At 58.5% G+C, this 26,201-nt stretch carries 26 protein-coding genes; 17 read left to right on the forward strand and 9 right to left on the reverse strand.

Annotated elements, in window-relative coordinates:
• Positions 1 to 215, forward strand: a 215-nt coding sequence (locus ACR0AJ_RS20415; RefSeq protein WP_480741795.1) for a hypothetical protein, incomplete at its 5' end; no start/stop codon positions are given.
• On the opposite strand, the gene ACR0AJ_RS20420 is transcribed toward ACR0AJ_RS20415, so the two are convergent.
• The 6 genes from ACR0AJ_RS20420 to ACR0AJ_RS20445 all read right to left on the reverse strand — a co-directional run bounded on the left by ACR0AJ_RS20420 (position 184) and on the right by ACR0AJ_RS20445 (position 5,051).
• On the reverse strand, positions 184 to 654 hold the full coding sequence (locus ACR0AJ_RS20420) for an aminoacyl-tRNA deacylase (protein WP_170361221.1): 471 nt from the start codon (positions 652 to 654) through the stop codon (positions 184 to 186). The two genes, ACR0AJ_RS20415 and ACR0AJ_RS20420, sit on opposite strands and share 32 nt — an antisense overlap.
• Before the next feature lie 424 nt (positions 655 to 1,078).
• Positions 1,079 to 1,462: a carboxymuconolactone decarboxylase family protein gene (locus ACR0AJ_RS20425; protein ID WP_170350759.1), complete on the reverse strand. Its 384-nt coding sequence runs from the start codon at positions 1,460 to 1,462 to the stop codon at positions 1,079 to 1,081.
• A gap of 17 nt (positions 1,463 to 1,479) precedes the next feature.
• Positions 1,480 to 2,220, reverse strand: coding sequence for a sulfotransferase-like domain-containing protein (locus ACR0AJ_RS20430; protein ID WP_480741798.1), 741 nt, complete (start codon positions 2,218 to 2,220; stop codon positions 1,480 to 1,482).
• Positions 2,221 to 2,240: 20 nt separating this feature from the next.
• Positions 2,241 to 3,059, reverse strand: a complete 819-nt coding sequence (locus tag ACR0AJ_RS20435) for a hypothetical protein (RefSeq protein WP_170377885.1) — start codon at positions 3,057 to 3,059, stop codon at positions 2,241 to 2,243.
• Positions 3,060 to 3,078: 19 nt separating this feature from the next.
• On the reverse strand, positions 3,079 to 4,167 hold the full coding sequence (locus ACR0AJ_RS20440; RefSeq protein WP_170350756.1) for an aromatic ring-hydroxylating oxygenase subunit alpha: 1,089 nt from the start codon (positions 4,165 to 4,167) through the stop codon (positions 3,079 to 3,081).
• Positions 4,164 to 5,051 (reverse strand): MurR/RpiR family transcriptional regulator, encoded by an 888-nt coding sequence (locus ACR0AJ_RS20445; protein WP_480741800.1) that lies wholly within the window; start codon positions 5,049 to 5,051, stop codon positions 4,164 to 4,166. Before ACR0AJ_RS20445 ends, ACR0AJ_RS20440 begins: the two co-directional genes overlap by 4 nt.
• 68 nt (positions 5,052 to 5,119) lie before the next feature.
• On the opposite strand from ACR0AJ_RS20445, the gene ACR0AJ_RS20450 reads away from it, so the two are divergent.
• From ACR0AJ_RS20450 to ACR0AJ_RS20485, 8 genes are read left to right on the forward strand one after another with little or no spacing between them, the layout of a single operon-like run.
• Positions 5,120 to 7,576 carry an FAD-dependent oxidoreductase gene (locus tag ACR0AJ_RS20450; protein WP_480741802.1) on the forward strand — a complete coding sequence of 819 codons (2,457 nt, stop codon included), beginning with the start codon at positions 5,120 to 5,122 and terminating at the stop codon, positions 7,574 to 7,576.
• Positions 7,573 to 8,655: an alcohol dehydrogenase family protein gene (locus ACR0AJ_RS20455; protein ID WP_480663262.1), complete on the forward strand. Its 1,083-nt coding sequence runs from the start codon at positions 7,573 to 7,575 to the stop codon at positions 8,653 to 8,655. The genes ACR0AJ_RS20450 and ACR0AJ_RS20455 overlap by 4 nt, the downstream gene beginning before the upstream one ends.
• Positions 8,656 to 8,657: 2 nt before the next feature.
• Complete coding sequence (locus ACR0AJ_RS20460) at positions 8,658 to 9,230, forward strand: dimethylsulfonioproprionate lyase family protein (protein ID WP_480663263.1); 573 nt, start codon at positions 8,658 to 8,660, stop codon at positions 9,228 to 9,230.
• Positions 9,227 to 10,333, forward strand: coding sequence for a mandelate racemase/muconate lactonizing enzyme family protein (locus tag ACR0AJ_RS20465; protein WP_480663265.1), 1,107 nt, complete (start codon positions 9,227 to 9,229; stop codon positions 10,331 to 10,333). Before ACR0AJ_RS20460 ends, ACR0AJ_RS20465 begins: the two co-directional genes overlap by 4 nt.
• Complete coding sequence (locus ACR0AJ_RS20470) at positions 10,330 to 10,614, forward strand: cupin domain-containing protein (protein ID WP_254429568.1); 285 nt, start codon at positions 10,330 to 10,332, stop codon at positions 10,612 to 10,614. Before ACR0AJ_RS20465 ends, ACR0AJ_RS20470 begins: the two co-directional genes overlap by 4 nt.
• Positions 10,611 to 11,717, forward strand: a complete 1,107-nt coding sequence (locus ACR0AJ_RS20475) for a mandelate racemase/muconate lactonizing enzyme family protein (protein WP_480663267.1) — start codon at positions 10,611 to 10,613, stop codon at positions 11,715 to 11,717. The genes ACR0AJ_RS20470 and ACR0AJ_RS20475 overlap by 4 nt, the downstream gene beginning before the upstream one ends.
• Positions 11,714 to 12,817 (forward strand): mandelate racemase/muconate lactonizing enzyme family protein, encoded by a 1,104-nt coding sequence (locus ACR0AJ_RS20480; protein ID WP_480663269.1) that lies wholly within the window; start codon positions 11,714 to 11,716, stop codon positions 12,815 to 12,817. The genes ACR0AJ_RS20475 and ACR0AJ_RS20480 overlap by 4 nt, the downstream gene beginning before the upstream one ends.
• A 1-nt stretch (position 12,818) precedes the next feature.
• Complete coding sequence (locus tag ACR0AJ_RS20485; RefSeq protein WP_480741804.1) at positions 12,819 to 14,096, forward strand: aspartate aminotransferase family protein; 1,278 nt, start codon at positions 12,819 to 12,821, stop codon at positions 14,094 to 14,096.
• A 222-nt stretch (positions 14,097 to 14,318) separates the two neighbouring features.
• On the opposite strand, the gene hemC is transcribed toward ACR0AJ_RS20485, so the two are convergent.
• Entirely contained in the window at positions 14,319 to 15,278 is a 960-nt protein-coding gene (hemC, locus tag ACR0AJ_RS20490; protein ID WP_170350748.1) for a hydroxymethylbilane synthase, read from the reverse strand.
• Between the two features lie 107 nt (positions 15,279 to 15,385).
• Between hemC and hemE the strand changes: the two genes are divergently transcribed.
• Positions 15,386 to 16,420 (forward strand): uroporphyrinogen decarboxylase, encoded by a 1,035-nt coding sequence (hemE, locus tag ACR0AJ_RS20495; protein WP_170551798.1) that lies wholly within the window; start codon positions 15,386 to 15,388, stop codon positions 16,418 to 16,420.
• Positions 16,421 to 16,478: 58 nt separating this feature from the next.
• Here hemE and ACR0AJ_RS20500 read toward each other — a convergent pair whose 3' ends face one another.
• Positions 16,479 to 17,588: a CaiB/BaiF CoA transferase family protein gene (locus tag ACR0AJ_RS20500; RefSeq protein WP_480741807.1), complete on the reverse strand. Its 1,110-nt coding sequence runs from the start codon at positions 17,586 to 17,588 to the stop codon at positions 16,479 to 16,481.
• Positions 17,589 to 17,770: 182 nt separating this feature from the next.
• Here ACR0AJ_RS20500 and ACR0AJ_RS20505 point away from each other — a divergent pair, with 182 nt between their 5' ends.
• The 6 genes from ACR0AJ_RS20505 to uvrC all read left to right on the forward strand — a co-directional run bounded on the left by ACR0AJ_RS20505 (position 17,771) and on the right by uvrC (position 24,467).
• Complete coding sequence (locus ACR0AJ_RS20505; RefSeq protein WP_170350745.1) at positions 17,771 to 18,700, forward strand: ABC transporter ATP-binding protein; 930 nt, start codon at positions 17,771 to 17,773, stop codon at positions 18,698 to 18,700.
• Positions 18,697 to 19,458: an ABC transporter permease gene (locus ACR0AJ_RS20510; RefSeq protein WP_170350744.1), complete on the forward strand. Its 762-nt coding sequence runs from the start codon at positions 18,697 to 18,699 to the stop codon at positions 19,456 to 19,458. Before ACR0AJ_RS20505 ends, ACR0AJ_RS20510 begins: the two co-directional genes overlap by 4 nt.
• A gap of 114 nt (positions 19,459 to 19,572) precedes the next feature.
• Positions 19,573 to 20,370 (forward strand): S49 family peptidase, encoded by a 798-nt coding sequence (locus ACR0AJ_RS20515; protein WP_170350743.1) that lies wholly within the window; start codon positions 19,573 to 19,575, stop codon positions 20,368 to 20,370.
• A gap of 168 nt (positions 20,371 to 20,538) precedes the next feature.
• The gene (locus tag ACR0AJ_RS20520; RefSeq protein ID WP_170350742.1) at positions 20,539 to 21,501 is read left to right on the forward strand and encodes a calcium/sodium antiporter; all 963 of its coding nucleotides are present in this window, start codon (positions 20,539 to 20,541) and stop codon (positions 21,499 to 21,501) included.
• Between the two features lie 21 nt (positions 21,502 to 21,522).
• On the forward strand, positions 21,523 to 22,302 hold the full coding sequence (locus tag ACR0AJ_RS20525) for an SDR family oxidoreductase (protein ID WP_170350741.1): 780 nt from the start codon (positions 21,523 to 21,525) through the stop codon (positions 22,300 to 22,302).
• A 290-nt stretch (positions 22,303 to 22,592) separates the two neighbouring features.
• Positions 22,593 to 24,467, forward strand: coding sequence for an excinuclease ABC subunit UvrC (gene uvrC, locus ACR0AJ_RS20530; protein ID WP_170350772.1), 1,875 nt, complete (start codon positions 22,593 to 22,595; stop codon positions 24,465 to 24,467).
• Here the strand turns inward: uvrC and ACR0AJ_RS20535 are convergent.
• Entirely contained in the window at positions 24,464 to 25,348 is an 885-nt protein-coding gene (locus ACR0AJ_RS20535) for a DMT family transporter (protein WP_170412566.1), read from the reverse strand. The genes uvrC and ACR0AJ_RS20535 overlap by 4 nt on opposite strands.
• A 181-nt stretch (positions 25,349 to 25,529) precedes the next feature.
• On the opposite strand from ACR0AJ_RS20535, the gene pgsA reads away from it, so the two are divergent.
• Positions 25,530 to 26,198 (forward strand): CDP-diacylglycerol--glycerol-3-phosphate 3-phosphatidyltransferase, encoded by a 669-nt coding sequence (pgsA, locus tag ACR0AJ_RS20540; protein ID WP_170350739.1) that lies wholly within the window; start codon positions 25,530 to 25,532, stop codon positions 26,196 to 26,198.
• Positions 26,199 to 26,201: the final 3 nt, after the last annotated feature.

The raw sequence follows: 26,201 nt of genomic DNA on the forward strand, positions 1-26,201 counted from the left end.
GCAACCAGCGTCAGAAAATCTCAGAACAGCCCGGTCACACTACAATTGATCCCCAAGATCAATCGCTTAACAAACTCAACCCGTCAGAACCACAAAACAATAGGGTGAGAGCTAAAAATCCTGCTCCCGTAGCTCAGAAAAACCCGCCGGAGCGGGGTAAATCAGGAAAAAACACGCCAGAGCTTAATGCATGCAGCAGAAAGCGCCGTGCTTAACGTCTTTCATCATCGTGTCGAAATCCTTCCCGCGCATTTCAATCAAAGTTTGGTGGTCTCCAGCTTCGAACCAAACCCTGTCGAGGCCAGTGAGACTGTTGTCCACAACAGTCGGCAGATCATAGGCATCGCCTACAGGAGGTATCGCGCCAAGGGCGCAATCATCAAACAATTCGCGCATTTCGGATTCAGGAGCTAAACCAAGGCGCCGATCCATCATCGATTGCAGAGCAGTGAGGTCGACCTGATGGTTGCTGGGCAGCACTGCAAGTATGGGCCCCTCTTCCATGTGAATTAAGACGGATTTGGCAAGGTGGTCGCCGGGAACATGTGCCGCTTCTGCACATTCGCTTGCAGTAGCGGCATAGGGATGCGGGACAGTATCAAACGGAAGCCCCTGGGAGTCCAAATGGTGTTTCAGACGAGATGCAATAGTCATGGTGCCCTCCAATTCATAGAAGGCGTCCCGGACGCGAAGCGTGTCACGGTGCGCACCCAGGGCGCAATTTTGTGTATGAGTTCATATTGTGCGCCCAATCAGTCGATCCGGCAAGGGGGGTGCAGTCGCAATGATCAACCCTGATGTAGGCTGTTCAAGTATTAAAGAAGGTTGCGAGGGCTCTGCTTGCCTTGTTTGTTGCGGCGATGAGGTTGCCATGCATATCTAACACATGGCTCTTGGCGTTCTAATCGTATGAGACGACAACGCGTGTCAAAAAATTCTTGCAGCCTGCCCCTCGCTCTGCCCGACACGCCTTAATCGGGACGAGGCGCGGCGAGATTGTCGATATACTTATAAACTTAGGGCCCGAAGCCTGATACTGAACCAGTCATGCCTGCTAAAATCTGACTAGTTTGAGCATTTATTTGGCTTCAAGCACCTTTCGCGCCACACGGAAGCATTCCAGCGCCTGGGGTACTCCGCAATAGATGCCGATCACGTGGATGATGGCCCTGATTTCCTCCTTCGAGACGCCATTGTTAATCGCGCCTTTGCAGTGGATTTCCCATTCGTGCATCTTCCCCAGCGCGCCGATCATCGACAGGTTCATCATCGATCGGGTCTTGGCGTCGATCACGCTGTCGCCCCAGCCAAAGCCCCAGCACCAGGCTGTCATGGCCTCCTGAAACGGGCGCGTAAAGTCATCCGCGGACGCCAGGTTCTTTTCTACATATTCGGCCCCGAGCGTGCCTTTGCGTTGCTCCAACCCTTTGAGGAACAGGTCTTCGTCGAAAATGTCTGCCATTTGGGGCCTCCGGTTCTTTAGCGCGTCAGACGATGTTTGTAGAGGTGATCATAATGCGGTTTCATCCGGCGATGCACCTGTTTGACCCGATCTGGCGCCTCTTCGATTGAAACATATTTGCGAGGTTGCGGCGCCAACCCGGTCGAGTTCGCGAGATTGGCGTGAAACGACCCGCCATCCCACCAGCTATGTGCCGAAGGATCGCCACCGGCTTCCCAGGTCAAGGCGTCTTCGATAAAAGGAATGCCCACTGCGTCACAGAATTTCTCTGTCATTGCTCGGGGGTCTTCCAGCAGATCATCGCTGTCAATCACAGGCGGAGGGGTGCCGTTCAGGGCGGTTAGCAAGTCGAATAAGGCGCGCTGTTCGGGGAAGCCAACCTCTCCTTCCGCGAAGTCTGGCCAGCGCTTGAACATCGAGGTGATCGTTTTGGCCGGGTCGCGGATCAAGAAGGCATGATTGAAGTGGGACAGGAACTCGGCATCCCACATATGGTTGATGTAGTGCGGAAAGTCCTTGATGAAGACCGGCGCATTTTCGGCTCGGGCCTTGATGTCCTGCCACACTTTCCCAAGCGTCAGGCCGGGCGTTGTGACATCCCCCGGTTTGAACCGGTGCCAAAGTGGGTCTTCTCCCTGATACCACGCCTCGCCGAAGGGTTCGTGCAGGCAATCCAGATCGCCGCGCTGGCGCATCATCCATTCAAAGGCCGTTGAAGTGGATCGGGGCACCGCCCAGAGCGCGAGTATTCTGTGCATGGGTTTCAGCCCTCTTTGATCTACAGGCTTTTCAGAAGCCGACCCAATGGTGTCGCGGGCCGCAAGTCAAGGGATCTGAAGATGCGCCAATAGAGCGCGATGTCGTGGCCGACTACAGGTTTACCCAAGGCGGCCTCCAGATCGTCTACCAAATGCAGGGGGCGTTGTGGCAGACCGTTCGGACCCGTGCGGAAATTGCACATACCGTTGATAAGGATCGCATCGGCATTCGGGGCTTGCTCGGCAACGTATTCGAAGCTTTTGAGCGCCAGATCGCCTTCAAAGACCCAGCGATAACTGTTCACATCATCTTGGCTGGCAAACCATCCCTGATCGTGGAAATTGCCGGCATACAAAACATCGAACCCGGCTTCTTGAAGGAACCCGACTGTGCCTTGCCACCATTCCGGCCAATGATAGGCAGCGTTCAACGCCACCTTCTCCACATTCATTTCGCGCAGCGCTTCGATCATGGCGTATCCTGCCATATGAAACTGCGAGCCGTATTTGTCGGACAGATCCGCGCAATGCTGTCGTACGCCTTCAACGCCCAGCCCGCAGGCATGCACCCAGTTCGACCCGACCTGACCGCACACATCGACGCCGTTTCGGGACATGCAGTGGACAAAATCCTCAAGCATCCCGAAATTCTGTTTTCGCTGATCCAGCCCATGCACATATTCTGGAACATGCAGCATCCAGCCATGTACCCCTACGGTGCCCGGGCTGATGCGCAGGAAATCGGATGGAGCCGCATCGAAGTCGAACGGAGGAGAGGTAAAGCCCACCTGATGCGGAAATAGCTTGTGCTCCGGTCGCCAGTCTTCGGGCATCAGCATGGGTGGATCACCTTGATCATCAGTCCACCGCCTCACGCATCCATTGTTGTAACCGGGCAATCGAGTGTTCCGACATCACACCGCATCTGGGGTCCAGCACCAGTGGACCAGGGCGATAGCCACGGGATTTCAGGCCCCGGTGAACGCTTTCGACCAGATGGATATCTTCTTCGACCGTGGTTTCGCGATCCTGCACGGCCAATTGACGGATCACCGCACTTTCCGACCCGCCTTCGGTATACCAGCCGCGCCAGACGGTGCAGTGATCGGCATCGACCGCGCGCCAGTGGTAAGTATTCAGCACATTGCCCGGGTAGCATTGGAATGAAAACATCGGCCACAGGAACCACGACTGATAATCACCTGCATGAGGCACCGACATGTCGATGGGATAGGTCATCTTGTCGAGGCTCTGGCATTCCGTCGTGTGGCGCAGCACGTAGCCGCCGCTTGGATCGGGTTGAATGTCATAGGTCTCGGGTTTGACCACGCCTTCGGCAAAGGTCGGGTGATTGGTTGGGCAGTGATAGCATTCCGAGTAATTCTCGATACTGACCTTCCAGTTGCAGTTCTCGGGTATCTCGACCCATTCCAGCGGTTCCAGATCGTCGATGTGAGGGACGAAGGCGCGGATTTCTTCGCGCACGCCGGGGTACCATTCATCCATTGGCGCGGCGTCATCGTCGAGATTGACGAAGATGAAGCCGTTGAACACTTCGGTCCGGACAGAGGTCAGGCAGATGGTGCTACGGTCAAAGCCGGGGACGGATTTGATGTTGGGCCCTGCGCGCAGCTGGCCGGACAATTCATATGTCCACGCGTGGTAGGGGCAGACGACGACGCGGGTGTTTCCGGCGCCGGTGACCATCTCGTGCGCTCGATGCTGACAAACGTTGTAAAAGGTGCGGATTTCTCCGTCGCGACCCCGAATGCAGAACAGGTTCTGCCCGGCAATCGTGAAGGCAAAGTAGTCCCCTGTTTCGCGGACTTGCGCCACGTGTCCGGCGAATTGCCAAGTTCGGGCCAGAAGGCCCTGCATCTCTTGCGTGAAAATCGCAGGGTCGGTGTAGTATCGCGCATCAAGCGAACGTGTCAGCGGGGCGTTCATTCGGGCTCCTCTGCGTAAAGGCCAAGCTGGTGCCTGCGTTGATGAAACCGTTCCACCCGCTCGACAATCTCATCGCTGGAAACCGCGATCACGAAGGACAGCAGCGTTTCCAACAAAGCGATGGTAGATACGGAGGACGGGAAGAATTGCGGCGTGTCAGCAGCGACGACAAAGCCATGCTGCGCGTTCAGGATTACTGGGCTGGCGGGGCTGTCGGACAGGCCGATGACAGTCAGGCCCTGCTGCCGCGCCAGTTTAATTGCGTCGATCACTTCGGTCCGGTAAGGGTGGCAGGTGATGGCGATCAGCACATCCTGTTCGTCGGCCCAGGCCAGATCGTCGACCGGGGTCGAGCCGGGGCGAGGGATGGCGTGAAATTGCTTCATGCCCGTAGAGGCCAGATAGGTAAAGTTGCGCGCGTTCGCGTTATTGACGCCAACGCCCAGCGTAAAGATTTGGCGACAATTCCAGATATCCTCGGCGGCGGCTTTCAGTCGGTCGGCGTCGATTCCGGCAAAGGTGTCTTCGATGTTGCGGATCGCGGCGCCGATCATATCGGCATAAAGGCCGCCCAGCTCACCCGACTTGCCAATGGTCTGCAACCAGCGCGCGCGATCGGGAAACGACACGGTGCCTTGGCGAATCGCGTCGCGAAATGGCGCGCGAAAATCCTCGTAACCTTCGAAGCCCACCTGCCGAGCCATCCGCACGAAGGTGTTGGGTTTCACATTGGCAGCCTCGGCAATCTCGCGCACGGTCGAAACCCCAACATCCGTGGGGTTTTCCAGCACGTAGCGCGCGGCTTTCTGTGCCTCGGGCGTCAGGGCGTCCCACTCTTCGGTGAGGCGGTCGAGAACGATTATTGATACATTTGTGTCATTCATGATTGACGATGGTACATTTGTGGAATTAGCCTGTCGAGCAGAAACGCGACTCGGGAAGAGGAAAAATCATGTCCGAGAAGAATCTGCCGTCACATGCCCGCGTGGTGATCGTGGGCGGAGGTGTCATGGGGGTCGGTCTGGCCTACCATCTGGCGCATGAAGGGTGGGGCGAGGATACTGTCCTGCTGGAAAAGGCTGAACTGACCAGCGGCAGCACCTGGCATGCGGCAGGGCAGATCACACATTCAACATCGAGCTTTGGGCTGGGCAAATGTGTGGACTACAACATCGGTTTGTATTCAGGTGCGCTTGAGGCAGAGACCGGCCAGCCGGTGACATGGCATGGCTGCGGATCGTTTCGACTGGCCTATACTGAGGATGAGATAGACTGGTTGCGCCACACCCTGTCCGTTGGTCGCTCGCTTGGGTTCAATATCGAATTAGTCGGCCCCGAAAAGGTGGCGGAGCTGCACCCGTTCTACAATCTCGACGGCGTGTTGGGCGCGCTGCATACGCCCGACGATGGCCATGTGGACCCGACAAACGTCACCATGGCGATGGCAACAGGCGCGCGTCTAAAGGGTGTGCGCATCTTCCGCAACTGCCGCGCCACCAACATTACGCAGGCTGGGAATGGGGAGTGGGTGATAGAGACCGAACAGGGCACCATAACTTGTGAGCATGTGGTGAACGCTGGCGGCACCTATGCCCGTCAGATGGGCGAATGGTCGGGGCTACAACTGCCCATGACTTCGATGACCCACCATTACTTCGTGACCGAACCGGTGCCGGAGTTCCAGAACCTGGACACCGAACTGCCGGTGATCCGCGACGATCGCAAAGTCTCGGGCTATATCCGGATGGAGCAGCAGCGCGGGCTGATCGGGATTTACGAAAAAGAGAACCCGAACTCGGTCTGGCATGATCATTGCCCCTGGGAATACGAAAACTGGTTGTTCGATGCGGACTACGACCGGGTGATGCCGTGGCTTGAAGAAAGCCTGAACCGGATGCCGATCTTTGCTGAACTGGGCATTCAACGCGACGTACATGGCGCGATTTCGCATCCCCCCGATGGCAACCCGTTGATCGGCCCTGCGCCGGGTGTTCGGAACTATTGGTGTTGTTGCGGAACGCAGATCGGCATCGGCTGGGGGCCAGGTCTGACCCGCGAGCTGGCGCGCTGGATGGTGCATGGGGCGGCGGATATTTCGATGCGCGAATTCGACCCGCGCCGGTTTGGGGCGTATGCCAACAAGGACTGGCAGGTGATCAAGGCTGAGGAAGACTACTGCCTGCGCCATGAAATCCCTTTCCCGCATTTCAATCGCCTGGAAGGCCGCCCGATCAAGCCGTCGCCGCTGTATGAACTGCTGAACTCCAAAGGCGCGGTGCATGAGGAGGTGTATGGTTTTGAGCGCCCCCGCTGGTTCGCACGGGACGGGGTCGAACAGCGCGATCACTATTCCTTCCGCCGCACACCGGCAGACGACATGGTCGCAGCTGAGGTCAAAGCGGTCCGCGAACGCGTCGGTATCATGGATGTCACCGCTTTCACCAAGGTCGAGGTCTCTGGCCCGGACGCCTATGCCCTGCTGGACCGGTTGACCGCCAACCGGATGCCGCAAAAGGTGGGCTCGATCACACTGACGCATATGCTGAACCGACGCGGGCGGATCGAATTGGAGACGACGATTGTCCGCATGGCCGAGGACCGCTTCTATCTGGTCTGTGCAGCTTTCTTTGAACAGCGCCTACTGGATCATCTGGCACACCAGTGCGCTGAAGAGGATGTGCAGATCACCGCGCTGTCCGTCGACTGGTCGGCCCTGTCGCTGAATGGCCCCCGATCGCGCGACGTCTTGTCCCGCTGCACCGATGCGGATTTGAGCAATGCCGGTTTCCGCTGGCTGTCGGCGCAGGAAATCACCATCGCGGGGCACAAGGTCTGGGCCTTCCGCATGTCCTATGCCGGGGAACTCGGCTGGGAGCTGCACATGCCCAACGCCGCCTGCCTCGACGTCTATACCGCGCTCTGGACCGCTGGCGAACCTCATTGTATCGCCGACTATGGCAGCTTTGCCATGAACGTGATGCGGATGGAGAAGGGCTTCAAAGGTGCGGGTGAGTTGACCAACGAGGTCACTCTCGCCGAGGCTGATGTGCTACGCTTTGCCAGTACGGACAAGGAGTATCTGGGCAAGGACAAGACCCTGAATTCTGATCTGCCCTGGATCTGCGCCTATCTTGAGATTGAACCCGACGGAGAGATCGACGGTCATGGCGGCGAAGCGGTCACGCTGGATGGCCGCGTCGTGGGCTCGACGGCTTCGGTGGCTTATGGCCATACGGTCAGTAAGATTCTGGCCTTTGCCTATATCAAGCCCGAAGCCGCAACCCCCGGCACCGCGTTGCAGGTCGTGATCCACGGCAAACCCCGCGTAGCCCGCGTGTTGGGTGAACCTGCCTATGACCCCGACAGCCTGCTGCCCCGTACCGACGCCATGCTGGAGACTGCACAATGAGCCTGCCCGATACAATGAAAGCTATGGTCACGATGGGCCATGGTGGCCTTGAACAAATGGTGTTGCATGAGGACTGGCCGCGCCCGGAACCCGCTGCGGGCGAGGTGCTGATCAAGGTCGCCGCCTGTGGTTTGAACAATACCGACGTGAACACACGCTCGGGTTGGTATTCCAAAACGGTGACGGATGCGACAACGGGTGGCGCGTTTGAAGAAGTGGGCGAAGATGACCCGACATGGGGCGGCGCGCCAATCACGTTCCCGCGCATTCAGGGCGCCGATATCTGCGGTCAGATCGTGGCCGTCGGCGATGGTGTCGACAGCGCCCGCATTGGTGAACGCGTGATCACCGATGGCTGGCTGCGCGATCCGAACGATCCAGGCAACAAGGACAAGACCGGATACTACGGGTCCGAGCGGGACGGCGGATTTGCCGAATACGCCACGACACTTGCGGTGAATGCGGTGCCGATCAAATCAGACCTCACGGATGCGGAGCTGGCGACGTTTTCCTGCTCGTATTCGACCGCCGAAGGCATGCTGACACGCGCCAACGTGACCGACAAGGACACCGTGTTGGTGCCGGGCGCCTCGGGTGGCGTTGGTGGGGCACTGGTGCAATTGGCCAATCGGCGCGGCGCGCGTGTGATCGCAATGGCGTCCGAGACCAAGCACGCAGACGTCGCCAAATTAGGCCCCGACAGGATTTTGCCCCGTGCGCCGGAAAACTTTCGTGCGGCTTTGGGTGCAGAAAAGATCACCGTAGTGGCCGATGTGGTCGGCGGCCCCTATTGGCCGAACCTGATCGACAGTCTGGAACGCGGCGGGCGTTATACGTGCTCGGGTGCGATCGCGGGGCCGATGGTCGAGTTTGATCTGCGAACATTCTACCTGCGCGACTTGACCTTCACAGGTTCGACCGTGATCGACCCGCAAGTCATGCAAAACCTCGTGAAATACATCGAGGCCGGAGAGATCAAGCCTGCGTTGGCGGCTACCTATCCATTGGAAGAATTGCGTGAGGCACAGGCGGCCTTTATCGCCAAACAACACACAGGCAACATCGTGGTGATCCCGTGACAATGGACGACGTTCTAGAGGCCGCCCGGCAGCTGCATCAATCCCACCCTGATCTTTCGGGTTTTGGTGCCTGGCCTGACGATCTTGTAGCGACAGGTTTGGAACCAAACCAAATCCCGGCAGTAGAGTTGGTTCAGCAAACTGAATTCCCGACCGGCGACGCCACGCAATCCTTGTCCGATGCGATCAGGGCAACCGCACATCTGGCGCAATGGAAGCTCACGTATACCGAAGAAGAGGTGGGGGCCGATTTCCTAAACCGCTACGGCTATTATGAATTGTTCGGGCCAACCGGGCATTTCCACTCGACCCAATTGCGCGGCTACGTCGCCTATTGGGGGGCAGGTTTAAATTATGATTGGCACAGCCATCAGTCAGAAGAGCTGTATTTGATCGTAGGGGGCGGGGCGAGTTTTCGCATCGAAGGGAACGAAACCTATATCGGTCCCAACCAGACACGCCATCACCTCAGTTGGCAAAGCCATGCGATGACCACAATAGATGAGCCGATCCTGACCTTCGTTCTTTGGCGCGGCGAGGGAATGGGCGATTTGCCACGAATGGATGCCGCATGAAAATCACCCGTGTGCGCGTGTTCCAGACCGGTCTGCCTTATGTGGGCGGTGCTTACGTTTGGGGGGCGGGCAACGCGATTGAAACCGCAACTGCGTCAGTCGTCGTCATCGACACAGATGCGGGTCTGCAGGGGTGCGGAGAATTCACACCTTGTGGTGAGAACTATATGGTTGCGCATTCCGAAGGCGTCGCCGCGCTGGCCCGGTTGGTTGCTCCGTCGCTGTTGGGCGAGGACCCGCGACAGGTGGGGCGCATCGAACAGCATATGGATCATTTGATTCAGGGACATGGGTACGCAAAGGCTCCGTTTGATGCCGCGTGCTGGGACATTCTGGGGCAGGATTGTGATCAACCGGTTTGGATGCTGCTGGGCGGTAAGCTGACCGACGGCGCGCCGATGTATCGCGTCGCGCCTCAGAAAGCGGTTGATGAGACGGTCGCCGAAATGAACCGGTACCGCGAGCAGGGGTACCGGCAGTTTCAGATTAAGGTCGGCAGCGACTGGGTCACGGATATTGACCGTATCCGGACGACACTGCCTTTGCTTCAACCTGGTGAAAAGGCGATGGCCGATGCCAATCAGGGCTGGCGCGTTGACAAAGCGATCCGGGTGGCGCGCGCAACGCGCGATCTGGATTACATTCTGGAACAGCCCTGCCGCACCTATGAAGAATGCCAGCAGGTACGCCGCGTGGCCGAGCAACCGATGAAGCTGGATGAATGCCTGACTGGTATGCACATGGCGCAGCGCATCGTCGCGGATCGCGGGGCCGAGATCTGCTGTCTCAAAATCTCGAACCTTGGTGGGCTAAGCAAGGCGCGGCGGGTGCGGGACTATCTGGTCGAAAACCGCATTCCGGTGGTCAGCGAAGACACATGGGGTGGGGAAATTGCGACATCGGCTGTCGCCCATTTTGCTGCCTCGACCCCGTCTGACTACCTGCAAAACACAACCGACCTGATGAACTACAACACGCGTTCTACCGGAATCGGCGGACCAATGTCGCGGAATGGCAAGCTCTACGCCTCGGATGTACCAGGAATGGGTGTAGTGCCCGATTTCGAAAGCCTCGGTGCGCCTGTTGAGGAGTTTAGATTATGAGACCGCAAGCTGTTGCAACCCAGATGATCGATGACGCGCGTGTGCGGGTGACGCGCTTTGACTTTGCCCCCGACGCTGAAACTGGCTGGCACCGTCACGCGATGGATTACGTCATCATGGCTGTCACCGATTGCCAGATGCGGTTGGAGTTGCCCGATGGAACGGCCAACGAAGTGACGGTTCTCGCTGGAACCGCCTATCGCCGCGACGAAGGGGTGGAACATAACGTCATCAACGCTGGGGATACCCCCATGTCCTTTGTCGAGGTGGAGTTGAAATGAAGATCACCCGCCTTTCGGTCTATCACGTCGATTTGCCGTTAGAGCATCCCTATTGGCTGTCTGGTGGGCGGCTGAAATTCGACGTGTTAGATGCGACGCTGGTTAAGGTGGAAACTGATGCCGGGCTGATCGGCTGGGGCGAGGGCACTCCTTGGGGTCACACCTATGTGCCTGCGCATGGGCCGGGCATTCGCGCAGGCATTCAAACCATGGCGCCGTTCATTCTGGGCCTTGATCCGCGACGAGTGTTGGATGTGGAACGGGCAATGGATACCGCGCTGCCCGGACATCTCTACGCCAAAAGCCCGATCGACATGGCGTGCTGGGACATCGCAGGTCAGGCGGCCGGCCTGCCGATTGCTGATCTGATGGGTGGGGGGTCGCGGACGCCGCGTCCGATTGCATCCTCGGTCGGGGCCAAGACTGTGGAAGAAACCCGTGTGGTCATGGAGCGGTATCGCAACCGCGGCTACGTTGCCCATTCGGTAAAGATCGGAGGTGACGTCGAACGTGACATTACTCGTGTGCGCGACGTGGAGAGCATTCGGCGACCGGGTGAGATCGTCCTATATGACGTCAACCGAGGCTGGACCCGGCAACAGGCCCTGCAAGTAATGAGCGCCTGCGAGGATCTGAACGTCATTTTTGAACAACCCGGTGAGACGCTTGATGATATTGCCGCGATCTCGGGCCGTCATGCCTCACCCGTGTCGGTAGATGAAAGCCTGGTCACCTTGCAGGACGCTGCGCGGATTGCCCGTGACGGGCTGGCCGAGGTGTTCGGGATCAAACTGAATCGCGTCGGCGGTCTGACCAAAGCAGTTAGGATGCGAGATATCGCTCTGGCGCACGGGATCGACATGTTCGTGATGGCCACTGGCGGCTCGGTTCTGGCCGATACCGAGGCACTGCATCTTGCCTCTACCATCCCGGACGACAATTGCCACGCGGTCTGGGCTTGTCAGGATATGATCACGGTTGATATCGCCGCCGGGCGCGGGCCGCGTAACATCGAAGGTCACCTGCACCTTCCGGAAACACCGGGGCTTGGTGTTCATCCCGACGAAGAGGCGCTTGGCGATCCGGTTGGAGTTTATCAATGAGGATCACCAAGATAATGCTCTGGTCCGTCGATCTGACCAGTCACGAGACCTACCACATGGCCGAGGGTAAGACCTGTGCCACAGTTAAAACCCATGTTCTGTGTCTGGAAACGGATACCGGCCTGAAAGGTTGGGGCGAGGTCTGCCCGATCCCCCATTACCTGCCAGCCTTTGCTGATGGCGTGCCGGGGGCGGTGGCGGAAATGGGACCGCAGATCATAGGGGTTTCCCCGTTTGGAGTCGACGCACCGATGCGTAAACTGGACGGGTTCTTGCAAGGGCATCTTTATGCCAAGTCCATTGTCGACATTGCTCTGTGGGACCTGTTTGGTCAGGCCACGGGCCAACCGATCTATGCTTTGCTGGGCGGGCGGACGCGGAAGGACATGCCGCTCTATCATTCGATCACCTGTATCGCGCCGGACGACATGGCGCGGATCGCCAAAACCGCTTATCAAACCGGCATTCGCCAGTTTCAGGTCAAGCTGGGGGTTGAGGGCGACTGGCAGGCCGATGCGGAACGTCTGATCAAAGTGCGTGAGGCCGTGGGACCGGGCCCTCTGGTCTATGGCGACTGGAACTGTGGCGCGTCGCGGTTGCAAGCCACACGCACGGGGCGGGCCGTTGCGCATCTGGACGTGATGCTGGAGCAGCCGTGTAAAACGCTGGAAGACTGCGCTGCTGTGCGACAGGCCACCGGCTTGCCGATGAAGATTGACGAAAACGCATTTGATCTGGCCTCGCTGTTGCGGGCGCATGAACTGGGGTGCATGGATGCAGTGGCGTTGAAATTTTCCAAATTTGGCGGCTTGTCGGCCATGCGCCGCGCGCGGGATCTGACCGTTCATCTGGGGGCAGAAATTTGCGCCGAATGCACCTGGGGGTCGGATATTGTTACGGCCGCATCGTTGCACTTTGCGGCGTCGACGCCGCATGGATCATTGCTGAATACCTGTGACCTGTCGTCCTATGTGGCCCCTCGACTTTGCCAGGATGCACCAAATCGTGAAAACGGCCGGATTGCTCCGCCCGAAGGTTCAGGATTAGGTGTTTCACCTGACCCGGAAGTTCTTGGTTCCCCGATATTGGAGATCGTTTGAGATGCTGAAGATAGGCACACAATCCGAATGGATCGACCGCGCCAATGCAGTTCTACCCGCCGGAGGGTTTGGCAATTTTGATCCTGGCATCATCATTGCCCGCGGCGAAGGCAGCCACGTCTGGGATGAGGACGGCAATGAATATATCGACTATCTGATCGGGTCAGGCCCCATGTTGTTGGGTCATGGCCACCCCGAAGTGATGGAGGCCGTACTGGAGCAATTGCCCAAAGGCATGACCTTCTTTGCCAACAACGCCAAAGGCATTGAACTGGCCGAGGCGATCATCGATGCGGTGCCTTGTTGCGAACAGGTGCGGTTTGTCGCCTCGGGCGGTGAGGCGGACATGTATGCGATCCGTCTGGCCCGCGCATATACGGGGAGCAGCAAGATTCTGAAATTCGAAGGTGGCTATCACGGCATGAGCGCCGAGGCACAGATGAGTCTTGCGCCCAGTCGGCAGGTCAACTTTCCGCAAGCCGTGCCAGACAGTGCCGGTATCCCTGACAGCGTGGCCGAACAGGTGTTGGTTGCCCCTTTTAATGACCTTGAGGCGGTGGCCGCCCTGTTGGACGAACACAATGACGTCGCTGCGATCATGGTTGAGCCGTTGCAACGGATCGTGCCGCCTGAACCCGGTTTCCTGCAGGGCTTGCGCGATCTGTGCGACAAGCACCATGTTCTTCTGATCTTTGACGAGATCGTCACCGGGTTCCGCCTGGCCTATGGCGGCGCGCAAGAAAAATACGGCGTGACGCCCGATATCTGCACTTTGGGCAAAGCTACAGGCGGTGGCTTCCCTCTGGCCGCGCTGGGTGCCAGCGCCGAAATTATGAAGCATTTCAACAAGGCGCAGGTCGGCGAAGAAGGCTGGCTGATGCAGTTGGGCACCTTGTCTGGCAATCCGGTGGCTTCGGTTGCAGGTTTGAAAACCCTCGAGGTTTTGCGGCGCGACGGTGTTTATGACCAGCTGCGCGCAACTGGGTTGGCATTGCAGCAGATGCAGGTCGACGCGCTGACCAAGGCGGGTATTCCGCATCAGGTCGTCGGAGATGAAACGCTGTTCGATATCTATTTCACCGATAGGGCTTGTCGCGACTACCGCAGCGCCAGACATGACGATCCACAACGAATTACCCTCTACAACGATACGTTGCGCGCAAATGGGATCTTCAAATCTCCGGGCAAGCTGTATCCGTCATTGGCCGTGACCGAAGCCGATCTGGAACAGACCCGGGCGGCTGTTGAAAAAGCTGTACAGGCGATCAGTGCAGCCTGAACGATTGATCTGAAATGAAATGGGCCGCTGTCAAAATATGACAGCGGCCCTAACCGATTAGTGATTTGGTGCAGTCTCGCCCCCTCGAATACCACTTAAGCGAATAAACTGAAAAAACTTTCGACTTTATCGAGATCGCCCCTTCACCACATCGGTATGAAACCTTGATGCCAGATCGGAATGCAATCTACAGTGAAGTAATTCACATTACTCAAATTTTTCTCAACTTCTCCAATCGAAGAAGCCCGGGCCTGCTTGTTTCAACAGTGTTTGTGCCATGACGCGGCCCATCTCGGGGCCGTCGGAAATCGTGCCCGTTTGGTCTTCGGCAATCGCCTCGGACCCATCGGGGCGCAGCACTTCGCCGCGCAGGCGCAGTTGTCCGCCTTGCACTTCGGCAAGACCCGCGATGGGGGTTTCGCAGGACCCGTCCAGGGCCGCCAGCAGGGCCCGTTCAGCGGCCAGGCGCTGACCCGTCTCGGTATGGTGGATCGCTTCGAGCATACCCGCTGCACGGGAATCGTCGCTACGACGCTCGATACCGATGGTGCCCTGTGCAATTGCGGGCAGCATGTCCTCGGGGGCAATGGCCGTGGCGGGAACCTCGGCCATGTTCAAGCGGCGGATGCCTGCCATGGCCAGAAAGGTGCAGTCCGCCACGCCGTCGGCCAGTTTTTTCAGGCGGGTCTGCACATTGCCGCGGAATTCCACAACGTTCAGGTCAGGTCGCCGGTTCAATAGCTGCGCCCGACGGCGCAGGGAGGAGGTGCCTACTACCGCGCCCTGCGGCAGATCGTGGATCGAGGTCAGGCTGGGCGAAATAAACGCGTCGCGCACATCTTCGCGCGGCAGGAATGTGTCCAGCACGAGGCCCTCGGGCTGCTCCACCGGCATGTCCTTGGTGGAATGCACCGCGATGTCGATATCGCCGCGCAGCATCGCCTCTTCAATTTCTTTGGTGAACAGGCCCTTGTTGCCGATCTCTTTCAGCGGGCGATCCGCGTCGATCATGGCGCGGTTGTCGCCGGTGGTCTTGATCACCACGATCTCGAACGCCTCGTCCGGCAAGTCAAATGCAGTGCCCAGCCGTTGCCGGGTTTCGTATGCTTGCGCCAGCGCCAGAGGCGAACCACGGGTGCCAATCTTCAGCGGTGAGTCGGGGGAAGGCATGGTCAGTGTCATGCGCCAAGCTTTAGTCGCGTCACATTGCCCTGACAATGGGGGCACACCTTGACAAATTGCCACTGAGGGCCGACCCGTTGCGACAAACCAGACGATTGGGGGCAAAGATGGCCGAGACAAAGAAACTGCTGCGGGCACTGGCGGGTGAGGTGCAGGATGTACCGCCGATCTGGATGATGCGTCAGGCCGGGCGGTATCTGCCCGAGTATCGCGCAACCCGCGCGCAGGCTGGGGATTTTCTGTCGCTATGCTATAACCCTGAACTGGCGGCCGAGGTGACGTTGCAGCCGATCCGCCGCTATGGGTTCGACGCAGCGATCCTGTTTGCCGATATCCTGCTGGTACCGCAAGCGCTGGGCGCGGATTTGTGGTTTGTCACCGGAGAAGGCCCGCGTCTGTCGACCATAACGCAAGCTTCGGAATTCGATGCGCTGAAACCGGTCGAGGATATACATGAAACGCTGTCGCCGGTTTATGAGACGGTGCGCATTCTGTCGCGCGAATTGCCGTCCGAGACCACTCTGATTGGATTCGCGGGCGCGCCCTGGACCGTTGCGACATATATGATTGCCGGGCGCGGCACGCCGGATCAGGGACCCGCGCATGCACTGCGCGAGGAAAACACCGTCCTGTTCGAGGCACTGTTGGAGCGTATTACGCTGGCGACCATCGAATACCTCTCGGCGCAGATCGAGGCCGGGGCTGAAGTGGTCAAGATCTTTGACAGCTGGGCCGGGTCACTGAAAGGGGATGCGTTCCGGAAATACGCGCTTGAGCCTTGTCGGGTGATCACGCAGGCCATCAAGGAACGCCATCCCGGTATCCCGGTGATTGGTTTCCCGCGAGAGGCCGGGGATGGCTATATCGGATTTGCCAAGGCAACGGGTGTAGACTGTGTCGCGCTGGACAATTCAGTTTCGCCTGAATGGGGGGCCGAGCATGTGCAGGTGGATGGCTGTGTTCAGGGCAATCTGGCCTCGTCCCATATGGTGTCCGGAGGGCAGGCTTTGGTGGATGAGACGCGCCGGATTGTCGAAGCGTTCTCAAAAGGACCACATATTTTCAATCTGGGTCACGGGATCACGCCGGATGCTGACCCTGCGAATGTGCAGCTGATGATCGACACAGTTCGCGGGCGGTAATCGGGAAGGGGGCCAGCCCCCTTCTTGGCCTGTGGCCAATTCATCCCCCGAGGTATTTTTAGCCAGATGAAGAGGCGGATCGGCGAAGAGTTTCGAGCTCCGCCCGAATTTCCACACTGTGTTCGCCACGGGCCGGGCTTGGTTTCGGGGCCCACGCATGGTTGGAAAATCTCGGGGCGGCGGCGGCCTGGAGATCACCGTTGATACGCAGCCATGTGTTGCGGGCGGTGTTCATCTCATGGGCCTGTGCTTCGGTCGGGCTAAGAACCGGGGCGACACAGGCATCTGTTCCTGCGAACAGGTTTGCCCAGTGGTCGCGCGGCTTTGCGGCGAATATGGCGGCAAGGCTGCGGGTTTGCGCGGGCCAGAGTGACGGGTCGAACTGGGGCTCGAATATCTTGTCGTCAGACAGGCCCATCTTTTGCACGAAAAGCGCATAGAATTTGGGTTCGAGGCATTGGACCGTCACGAACCCGCCGTCGGCACAGGCGTAGGTGCGGCTCCAATGGGGGCCGTCCAGCAGGCTTTGACCGCGTGCGTCAGACAGGTTGCCGGATTGGTTCAGACTCATAAGCAAGTTCATCATATGTGCCGAGCCATCATAAATGGCGGCGTCGACGATGGTGCCTTGGCCCGTGCTCTGCGCGTTCAGAAGCCCGGCCAGAAGGCCAGCGACCAGATACATCGCTCCTCCGCCTATATCACCGACCAGTGTGGCGGGGGTCTGCGGCGGTTGATCGGGGGGTGATCCGTACCAGAGCGCGCCGGACAGGGCGATATAGTTCAGGTCATGCCCGGCCGTGTCCGATAAGGGGCTGTCCTGACCCCAGCCTGTCATCCGGCCGTAGACCAGCTTGGGGTTCATTTCGTGACAGGGTTCGGGACCAAGGCCGAGTTTCTCCATCACTCCGGGGCGAAACCCTTCGATCAGCGCATCAGCCGAGGCGATCAGCCGTTTGGTAATTTCCAGATCGCTCTCGTCCTTCAGGTTCAGATCAATCGACCGTTTTCCGCGATCCAGAACCGAGCGTTCCGGCATGCCAGGTGTTGCCGCCCGTACCTTGCGGTGGATGGTAATGACGTCCGCGCCCATATCCGCCAGCAGCATGGCGGCAAAGGGGGCAGGGCCCAGCCCTTCGATCTCGATAATCCGAATACCGTTCAGCATTGCGCCCCTCCGTTTCGGCGCAGGGTTTCGACTTGTCCGGTGAATTGCAAGGCCGGAGTAAGGCCGGAGTTACGTGCAATGGCGCCTTTCCCTACCGCAAAAAAGCGCAGGGCGGTGTGCGGAATTGACCTGTTCTGTGTCGGGCGGGCGGGGTAGGGTCGCCGCCAGAACGAGGAACCTGCATGACAACCATTCTTTCGATCAAGGATCTGCGCAAATCCTACGCCGGAGGGTTTGAGGCGTTGAAGGGCGTCTCGCTGGATATCGAGCAGGGGGAGATCCTGGCGCTGCTGGGCCCGAACGGGGCGGGTAAGACAACGCTGATTTCGACCATTTGCGGCATCACCACACCGACCTCGGGTTCGGTTGCGGTAGGCGGTCACGATATCCTGACCGATTTTCGTGCCGCACGCCGGATGATCGGGTTGGTGCCGCAAGAGATCGCGTTGGAGCCGTTCGAGAAGGTCTGGAACACGGTCCGCCTGTCGCGTGGTCTGTTCGGGTTAGGCCGCAATGATGCGCGGATCGAAGAAATTTTGCGCAAGCTGTCCCTGTGGGACAAACGCAAGAACGCGATCAAAGAACTGTCCGGCGGTATGAAGCGTCGCGTTCTGATCGCCAAGGCACTGTCGCATGAGCCGCGGGTGCTGTTTCTGGATGAACCCACCGCCGGCGTTGATGTCGAACTGCGCAAGGATATGTGGGAGATCGTGGCCGAACTGAAACAGGCCGGCGTCACCATCATCCTGACCACGCATTACATCGAAGAGGCCGAGGCCATTGCTGACCGTATCGGCGTCATCGACAAAGGCGAGCTGTTACTTGTGCAGGACAAACACACGCTGATGGCGCAGATGGGCAAGAAGCAGATCGAGGTGATGCTGACTGAGCCGATCCAGACCATTCCCGACAGTCTGGCGGTGCATAACCTGACGATGAATGGTAACGGTGATGCGCTGATCTATACCTATGACACGCATGCTGATCGTACCGGGATCACCACGTTGTTGAATGATGTGGCGCAGGCGGGGCTGGTGTTGCGTGATGTGCAGACGCGGCAGTCGAGCCTTGAGGAAATCTTTGTCAATCTGGTGTCCGGAGAGCCCGCATGAACTGGTCCGCCATTGCCGCCATCTACCGGTTCGAAATGGCCCGGTTCTTCCGCACCCTGGCGCAAAGCTTTCTGTCGCCGGTCCTATCAACCTCGCTGTATTTCGTGGTCTTTGGCACCGCCATCGGCAGCCGTATTCAAGAGATCGAAGGCGTGTCCTACGGTGCCTTCATCGTGCCGGGGCTGATCATGCTGTCGGTGGTGATGCTGGCAATATCCAATGCGTCTTTCGGCATCTATTTCCCCAAGTTTCTGGGCACGATATATGAACTTCTCTCGGCGCCGGTGAATTTTATCGAGATTGTGATCGGCTATGTCGGGGCAGCCGCGACCAAGGCACTTTTCGTTGGGTTGGTCATCCTGGTTACGGCCTCTTTCTTTGTGGATTTGCGCATCGAACACCCGGTTGCGATGGCTGCATTTCTGATCCTGACCTGCCTCAGCTTTTCTCTGTTGGGGTTCATCATCGGTATCTGGGCCAGTAATTTCGAGCAGATGTCGCTGGTGCCGCAGCTTGTCGTGACGCCGCTGATTTTTCTGGGTGGCACGTTCTATTCCATTTCGATGCTGCCGCCGCTTTGGCAGACGGTCACCTTGTTCAACCCGGTGGTCTATCTGATTTCGGGGTTTCGCTGGTCGTTTTATGGGCTGGCGGATGTTCCGATCGGGCTTAGCCTGTTGGCCATTCTGGCCTTTACCGGCCTGTGCCTTGGCATCATCTGGTGGATCTTTAAAACCGGTTGGCGCATTCGTAGCTAAGCCACAGAGAGGCGTTGCATTTTTGCCCTCTGACCTCAGGAAATGTGTTCACGTCACGTCTATCGGTAAATCGGTCCCTTGTTTACCGGTTGGGGGCACTCTACATCGGCACCCATGAAACTCAGCCTGCCGTTTATTAAAAAGCAACCCTGCGTGGCCGTTGTGCGCCTGTCCGGTGCAATCGGAATGGCCGGTCGTGGATCGATGTCCGACACTGCGCTGGCACCCGTACTTGAGAAAGCCTTTCGCAAGGGCAAACCTGCCGCCGTCGCGCTTGAGGTCAACTCGCCCGGTGGATCGCCGGTGCAAAGCTCTCTGATCGGCGCGCGTATTCGACGGTTATCTGAGGAATTGAACGTTCCTGTCATTGCTTTTGTCGAAGACGTGGCAGCCTCGGGCGGATATTGGCTGGCGGCGGCTGCGGATGAGATTTACGCCGATGACAGTTCGGTTCTGGGGTCGATTGGGGTGATCTCTTCGGGTTTCGGCGCGCATGTCCTTTTGCGAAAACAGGGTATCGAGCGCCGCGTGCATACTGCCGGCAAATCGAAGTCTATGCTGGACCCGTTTGCACCCGAGAAAAAAGAAGACGTCGCTCGGCTGGAAGTGCTGTTGGCTGACATTCACGAAAATTTCATCACTCATGTCAAAACCCGGCGCGGCGGCAAGCTGGATGAAAGTCAGGACCTGTTCACAGGCGAGGTCTGGCTGGCCCGGCGCGCGCAGGAACTGGGGCTGATTGATGGCATCGCGCATCTGAAGCCCAAGTTGCAGGAACGCTTTGGCGAAAAGGTCAAGTTCCGCCGCTATGGGCTGCGCAAACCTCTTTGGTCGCGCTTTGGGGCTTCGCTGGCACAGGATGCCGTTGCCGGCCTTGAGGAGCGTGCAGCCTACGCGCGTTTCGGTTTGTGACGTGATTATCAAGATTGTCACCCTGTTTCTGATCGCCATGGGTGTGCTGGCGATGTTCGGAAAGCTGCGCTTTCCAGGGCAAAAGAGGCTGCAATCGTCAAGATGTCCGCGCTGCGGGCGGTTCAGGATCGGCAAAGGCCCCTGCGCCTGCGAAAAAGGAGGCCGGACATGACGGCATGGCTGTTATCCGGCCTTGGATTGCTGATCTTGTTGCTGGCGGGTGATGCGCTGGTACGCGGTGCGGTAAACCTGAGCCTGCGCATGGGCGTGCCTGCATTGATCGTTAGCCTGACCATCGTAGCCTTTGGCACATCAGCGCCCGAACTTTTGATTGCGATCAGCGCGATCAAGGAGAACGCGCCGGGGATTGCGCTGGGCAACGTGGTCGGGTCGAACACGGCGAATATCTTGCTGGTTCTGGGCCTGCCTGCTTTGCTGGCCACGTTGCACACCAGCGAATGCGACAGTCGCAAGAACTATGTTTTCATGCTGCTCGCTTCGGTTCTGTTCATCGGGCTGGCATTCTGTGGCGTGTTCAACATGTTCAGCGGGGCCATTCTGCTGGCTGCGCTGGCTCTTGTTCTGTGGAATGCGTTCCGCGAGGCCTATGCGCATCGCAAGGCCTGTGGTGAGGCTTGTGCCGACGATGATGAGTTGGAAGGTCTGGAAGAGGCTGATCCCAACATGGCCTATTGGAAGGTTTCGGTCTACCTGGTGTTGGGCCTGATCGGTCTGCCCATGGGCGCGCATCTTCTTGTCGACAACGCGACCGTCATTGCGCGCACCTATGGGGTCAGCGAAACGGTGATCGGCCTCACACTGGTTGCCGTGGGAACATCCCTGCCGGAATTGGCCACCACGGTGATGGCGGCGCTGCGGCGTCAGGCGGATGTGGCGCTGGGCAATGTGATCGGGTCAAACATGTTCAACCTGCTGGCCATTGTCGGGATTGCCACGTTGGTTGGCCCTATTCCCGTCGACCCGGAATTCCTTGAATTTGACTTGTGGGTCATGTTGGGCGCGTCGCTGTTGCTGATCCCGTTCGTGTTTTTCAAGCGGGACATCACGCGCGCCTGGGGCATTGTGTTGACTCTGCTCTACGCGGTCTATGTCATCGTTTTGTTGGCGTAACGTGACGAAGAGGGATCATTCATGACCCGAGCCTTAGTGACCGGTGCCGGAATTCGCCTTGGCCGGGCCATGGCGCTGTACCTGGCGCGCCGGGGATATGATGTGGTGGTACACTATGCCACCTCTGAACAACCCGCGCTGGAAACTGTGGCTGAGGTTCAGGCGCTGGGGCGCAAGGCGGTCGCCCTGCAGGCCGATTTGCTGGATGAGGCACAAGTCAGCGCCCTGCTGCCCCGCGCGGCCAAGGCGCTGGGCGGACCGATCACCTGTTTGGTCAACAATGCCTCGATCTTTGAATATGACAACATTCACACGGCCACGCGGCAAAGCTGGGACCGTCACATGGACAGCAACCTGCGCGCGCCGTTTGTGTTGACGCAGGCGATGGCCGAGCAAGGGCTGACGCCCGACACGGACGACGCCGGAGAGCCCCGGGCCACCGGATTGATCGTCAACATGGTCGACATGCGCGTGCGCAAGCTGACCCCCGAGTTCATGTCCTACACCATTGCAAAGATGGGCCTGTGGGCGCTGACCCGTACCGCCGCGCAGGCGCTGACTCCTGCGATCCGCGTCAACGCCATCGGGCCGGGCCCCACCATGCAGGGCCATCGCCAGAGCGAAGACCACTTCAAGGCACAGCGCGCCAACACAGTTCTCGAGCGGGGCGCGAACCCGTCGGATATCACCGCCGCGCTGGGCTATTTTTTGGACGCGCATGCGGTGACTGGACAGCTGCTATGCGTGGATGGCGGGCAACATCTGGGCTGGCAGACACCGGATGTTCTGGGCGTAGAATAAGTAATTCTGCCGTAAGTTTTGCACCGCTCGCGTTCCTGTTACCTGCACGTTACAAAAATGTCTTTTTTTTCATACACTTGTCATGTGTAGGAAATAGTTTCGTTTAAAAACAACAAGTTAAAATGCTGCCTAATTTTTGTGCAGATCAAGGAATCCTTAATGAAACAAGGGAAATTCGCGATGCCCGGAAACTTATCTCCACAGTTATCCACAGAAACCGTGGATTTGTTTTCTCTTGATCTGAAAGGCACAAGATTGCAGCCATGGTCAGAGAATCATATCTCAGGCCCATGACCATCCAAGACGACCCAACATCGAACGCTCAGCCCACCGGCTATGCCATCATTCAGCGCTATGTAAAAACGCTGGACAGCTCACCCGGTGTGTATCGGATGCTGGATGGTGACAGCCGGGTTTTGTATGTCGGAAAGGCGCGAAACCTGAAGGCGCGGGTGTCGAATTATGCGCGCCCCGGCCATTCTGGACGGATCGAACGGATGATCGCGGCAACCGCCTCGATGATGTTCCTGACCACGCGGACCGAAACCGAGGCACTGCTGCTGGAACAGAACCTGATCAAGCAGCTCAAGCCCAAGTACAACGTGCTGCTGCGGGACGACAAAAGTTTCCCGAATATTCTGGTGGCCAAAGACCACTCCTTTCCGCAGATCAAGAAACATCGTGGGGCAAAGAAAGAAAAGGGCGCCTATTTCGGACCCTTTGCAAATGCAGGGGCGGTGAACCGGACACTGAACCAGCTGCAAAAGGCCTTCCTGCTGCGCAACTGCTCGGATTCCATGTTCGATAGCCGCACACGACCCTGCCTGTTGTATCAGATCAAGCGATGTTCAGGGCCTTGTGTCGGGTTGATCTCCGAGGAGGATTACCGCGAAAGCGTCAAGGATGCGGAACGTTTTCTGTCGGGCCGGTCGACCAAGGTGCAGGAGGAACTGGCCGAACAGATGATGGCCGCCTCCGAGGCGATGGAGTTCGAGCGTGCCGCCAGCCTGCGTGACCGTATCCGGGCGCTGACGCAGGTGCAGACGTCTCAAGGCATCAACCCGCGCGGCGTGGCCGAGGCGGATGTGATCGGCCTGTATATGGACAGTGGTCAAGCCTGCGTTCAGGTGTTTTTCATCCGGGCCAACCAGAACTGGGGCAACAAGGATTTCTATCCTCGTGTAGGGCCGGACGTGTCCCCGGCCGAGGTGATGGAGGCGTTCCTTGGTCAGTTCTACGACAACAAGGAACCGCCCCGGCAATTGATCCTGTCGGATGCCATCGAAAACGCCGATCTGATGCAAGAGGCGCTGACCGAGAAGGCCGGGCGCAAGGTGGAGATTCTGGTGCCTCAGCGCGGCGAAAAGCAGGAACTGGTCGCCGGTGCCCTGCGCAACGCACGTGAATCGCTGGCGCGGCGAATGTCGGAGAGCGCCACACAGGCCAAGCTATTGCGTGGTGTGGCCGAGGCGTTCGATCTGGACACTCCACCCGACCGTATCGAGGTTTACGACAACAGCCACATACAGGGAACCAATGCTGTGGGCGGCATGATTGTGGCTGGCCCCGAAGGGTTCATGAAAAACGCCTATCGCAAGTTCAATATTCGCGGCGATGATCTGACCCCCGGTGACGATTTTGGCATGATGAAAGAGGTTCTGAATCGCCGCTTCACCCGCCTGCAAAAAGAGGACCCGGATCGCGAAAAGGGGCTGTGGCCCGATTTGTTGCTGATCGACGGCGGTGCGGGGCAAGTCAGTGCTGTGCATGAGATTATGCAAACCCACGGCGTCGAGGATATCCCGATGGTGGGTGTCGCCAAAGGTGTCGATCGGGATCACGGCAAGGAAGAATTCCATCGCATCGGCCAACGCCCCTTTGCCCTGAAACGCAACGATCCGGTGCTTTACTTCATTCAGCGCTTGCGGGACGAGGCACACAGGTTCGCCATTGGCACCCACCGGGCAAAGCGCGCCAAAGCCGTGGGGGCGACCCCGTTGGACGAGATCCCCGGCGTGGGCGCGGCGCGCAAACGCGCTTTGCTGGCCCATTTCGGCAGTGCCAAGGCGGTCAGCCGGGCCAACTTGGCCGATCTCAAGGCGGTGGACGGTATCTCAGCCGGGTTGGCGCAGAAGGTTTATGACTTCTTCCACGACAAGGGCTAAACTTGCCGTCCGCGCCACAGGATATAAAGCCCCGAGGCCACGATCAGCCCGCTACCGATCCACATGGTCTGATCCAGCCTTTCGCCAAACATAACTACGCCCAGGCCGACACCGAACAGCAGGCGGGAATAGCGGAACGGCGTGACGGCCGAAACTTCGCCCGTCCGCATGGCTTTCATCAGCGATGCGTAGGCGGCTGTTCCCATCAGGACGGCTCCGCCGACATGCAGGCTGGTGTGCAGGTCCACAGGTGCCATTGGTGCGCCTTCCCAGAACCGATAGGCCAGCCCGGCGACGATGATGCAGAGAAAGCCGTAAAACCCCAGCACCTCGGTTCCCAGTGTGGCCGGTGCGGCCCGGCTGGCCAGATCGCGCCCGGCAAAACCCAGCATCCCCAGCACGGCCAGAATGGACAGGGCCGTGAAACTGTCTCCGGTTGGTTGGATGATCACCACCACACCGATCAGGCCAATCAGGATGGCGCTCCACCGTCGCCAGCCGACCGTTTCGCCAAAGAACAGCGCCGCACCTGCCACCACGACCAGAGGCGTGGCCTGCAAGATTACCGTGGCCGCCGACAACGGCGTCAGAGTGATCGCCAGCACATAGAACAGCCGCCCGAAGATTTCGAACAGCACGCGCACTTTCATCGGTCGCGACAGCACATCGGGGTGAAACAATCGTGTTCCGCGTACGATCGCGACAATCGCAAAGACCACTGTTCCGCCCGCGCCGAACAACAACAGAATCTGCCATATAGGTAACGTGGCCGAGGCCCCCTTGAGCAGCGCGTCCTCTAACGCGAACAGCGCCATGGCCGAGATCATCCAGGCGCTGCCGATCAGGTTTGATCGGGGATCGGTTTGAATATGTGTTGTCATTGCTCTGCCACGTGGAAACCGCGCCAATCTGACCGTAAAGGGATCGCGCGCCAAGGGGGTATCTGGCTGAGAGTTCCAGCTTGCGACCCTTTGACCAACCGTGCCGCAACTGCCTGTGACCGGGACCGTTTTTTGCGGTGCCGTCTTTTATGTCTGCAACCAGCGATGTAATGTCCAAACCATGAAGTGGAACCTGCCCAATATCCTGACCGTGCTACGCCTTATTGCAGCCCCCGGTCTGGCCGTGATGTTTCTGTATTTTACCCGACCCTATGCGGACTGGTTCGCGCTGATCCTGTTTTTAACAGCGGCGATCACCGACTGGTTCGACGGCTATCTGGCCCGCGCGTGGAAACAAGAAACCAAGATCGGGGCCATGCTGGACCCGATTGCCGACAAGGCGATGGTGGTGATCGCGCTGATGATCCTTGTGGGCTATTCAGCCGAACATTGGACGCCGTGGCTGGTGCTGCCCGCCACCGTGATCTTGTTCCGCGAAGTGTTCGTGTCAGGCCTGCGCGAATATCTGGGCGACACGGCCGGAACGCTGAAGGTGACGAAGCTGGCGAAATGGAAAACCACGGCACAGATGGTGGCGATTGCGGTGCTGTTTTCGCAGGGTATCTTTGAGCATAATTTCGTGATGGGCTCTTTCGGGATGAACCCGGAATTGATTGATCAGGCTCTGACCGGGCAGATTGAGGACGTGAACCACCTGCGCTGGCATCTGGAGGGGATGTTCTGGTCAGGCCGCGTTGGGCTGTGGCTGTTGTGGATTGCTGCGACGCTGACATTGATCACCGGCTATGACTACCTACGTAAAGCCATGCCCCATCTGAAGGAGAGCTAAGCG

Source organism: Ruegeria sp. CJ9 (assembly GCF_056536625.1).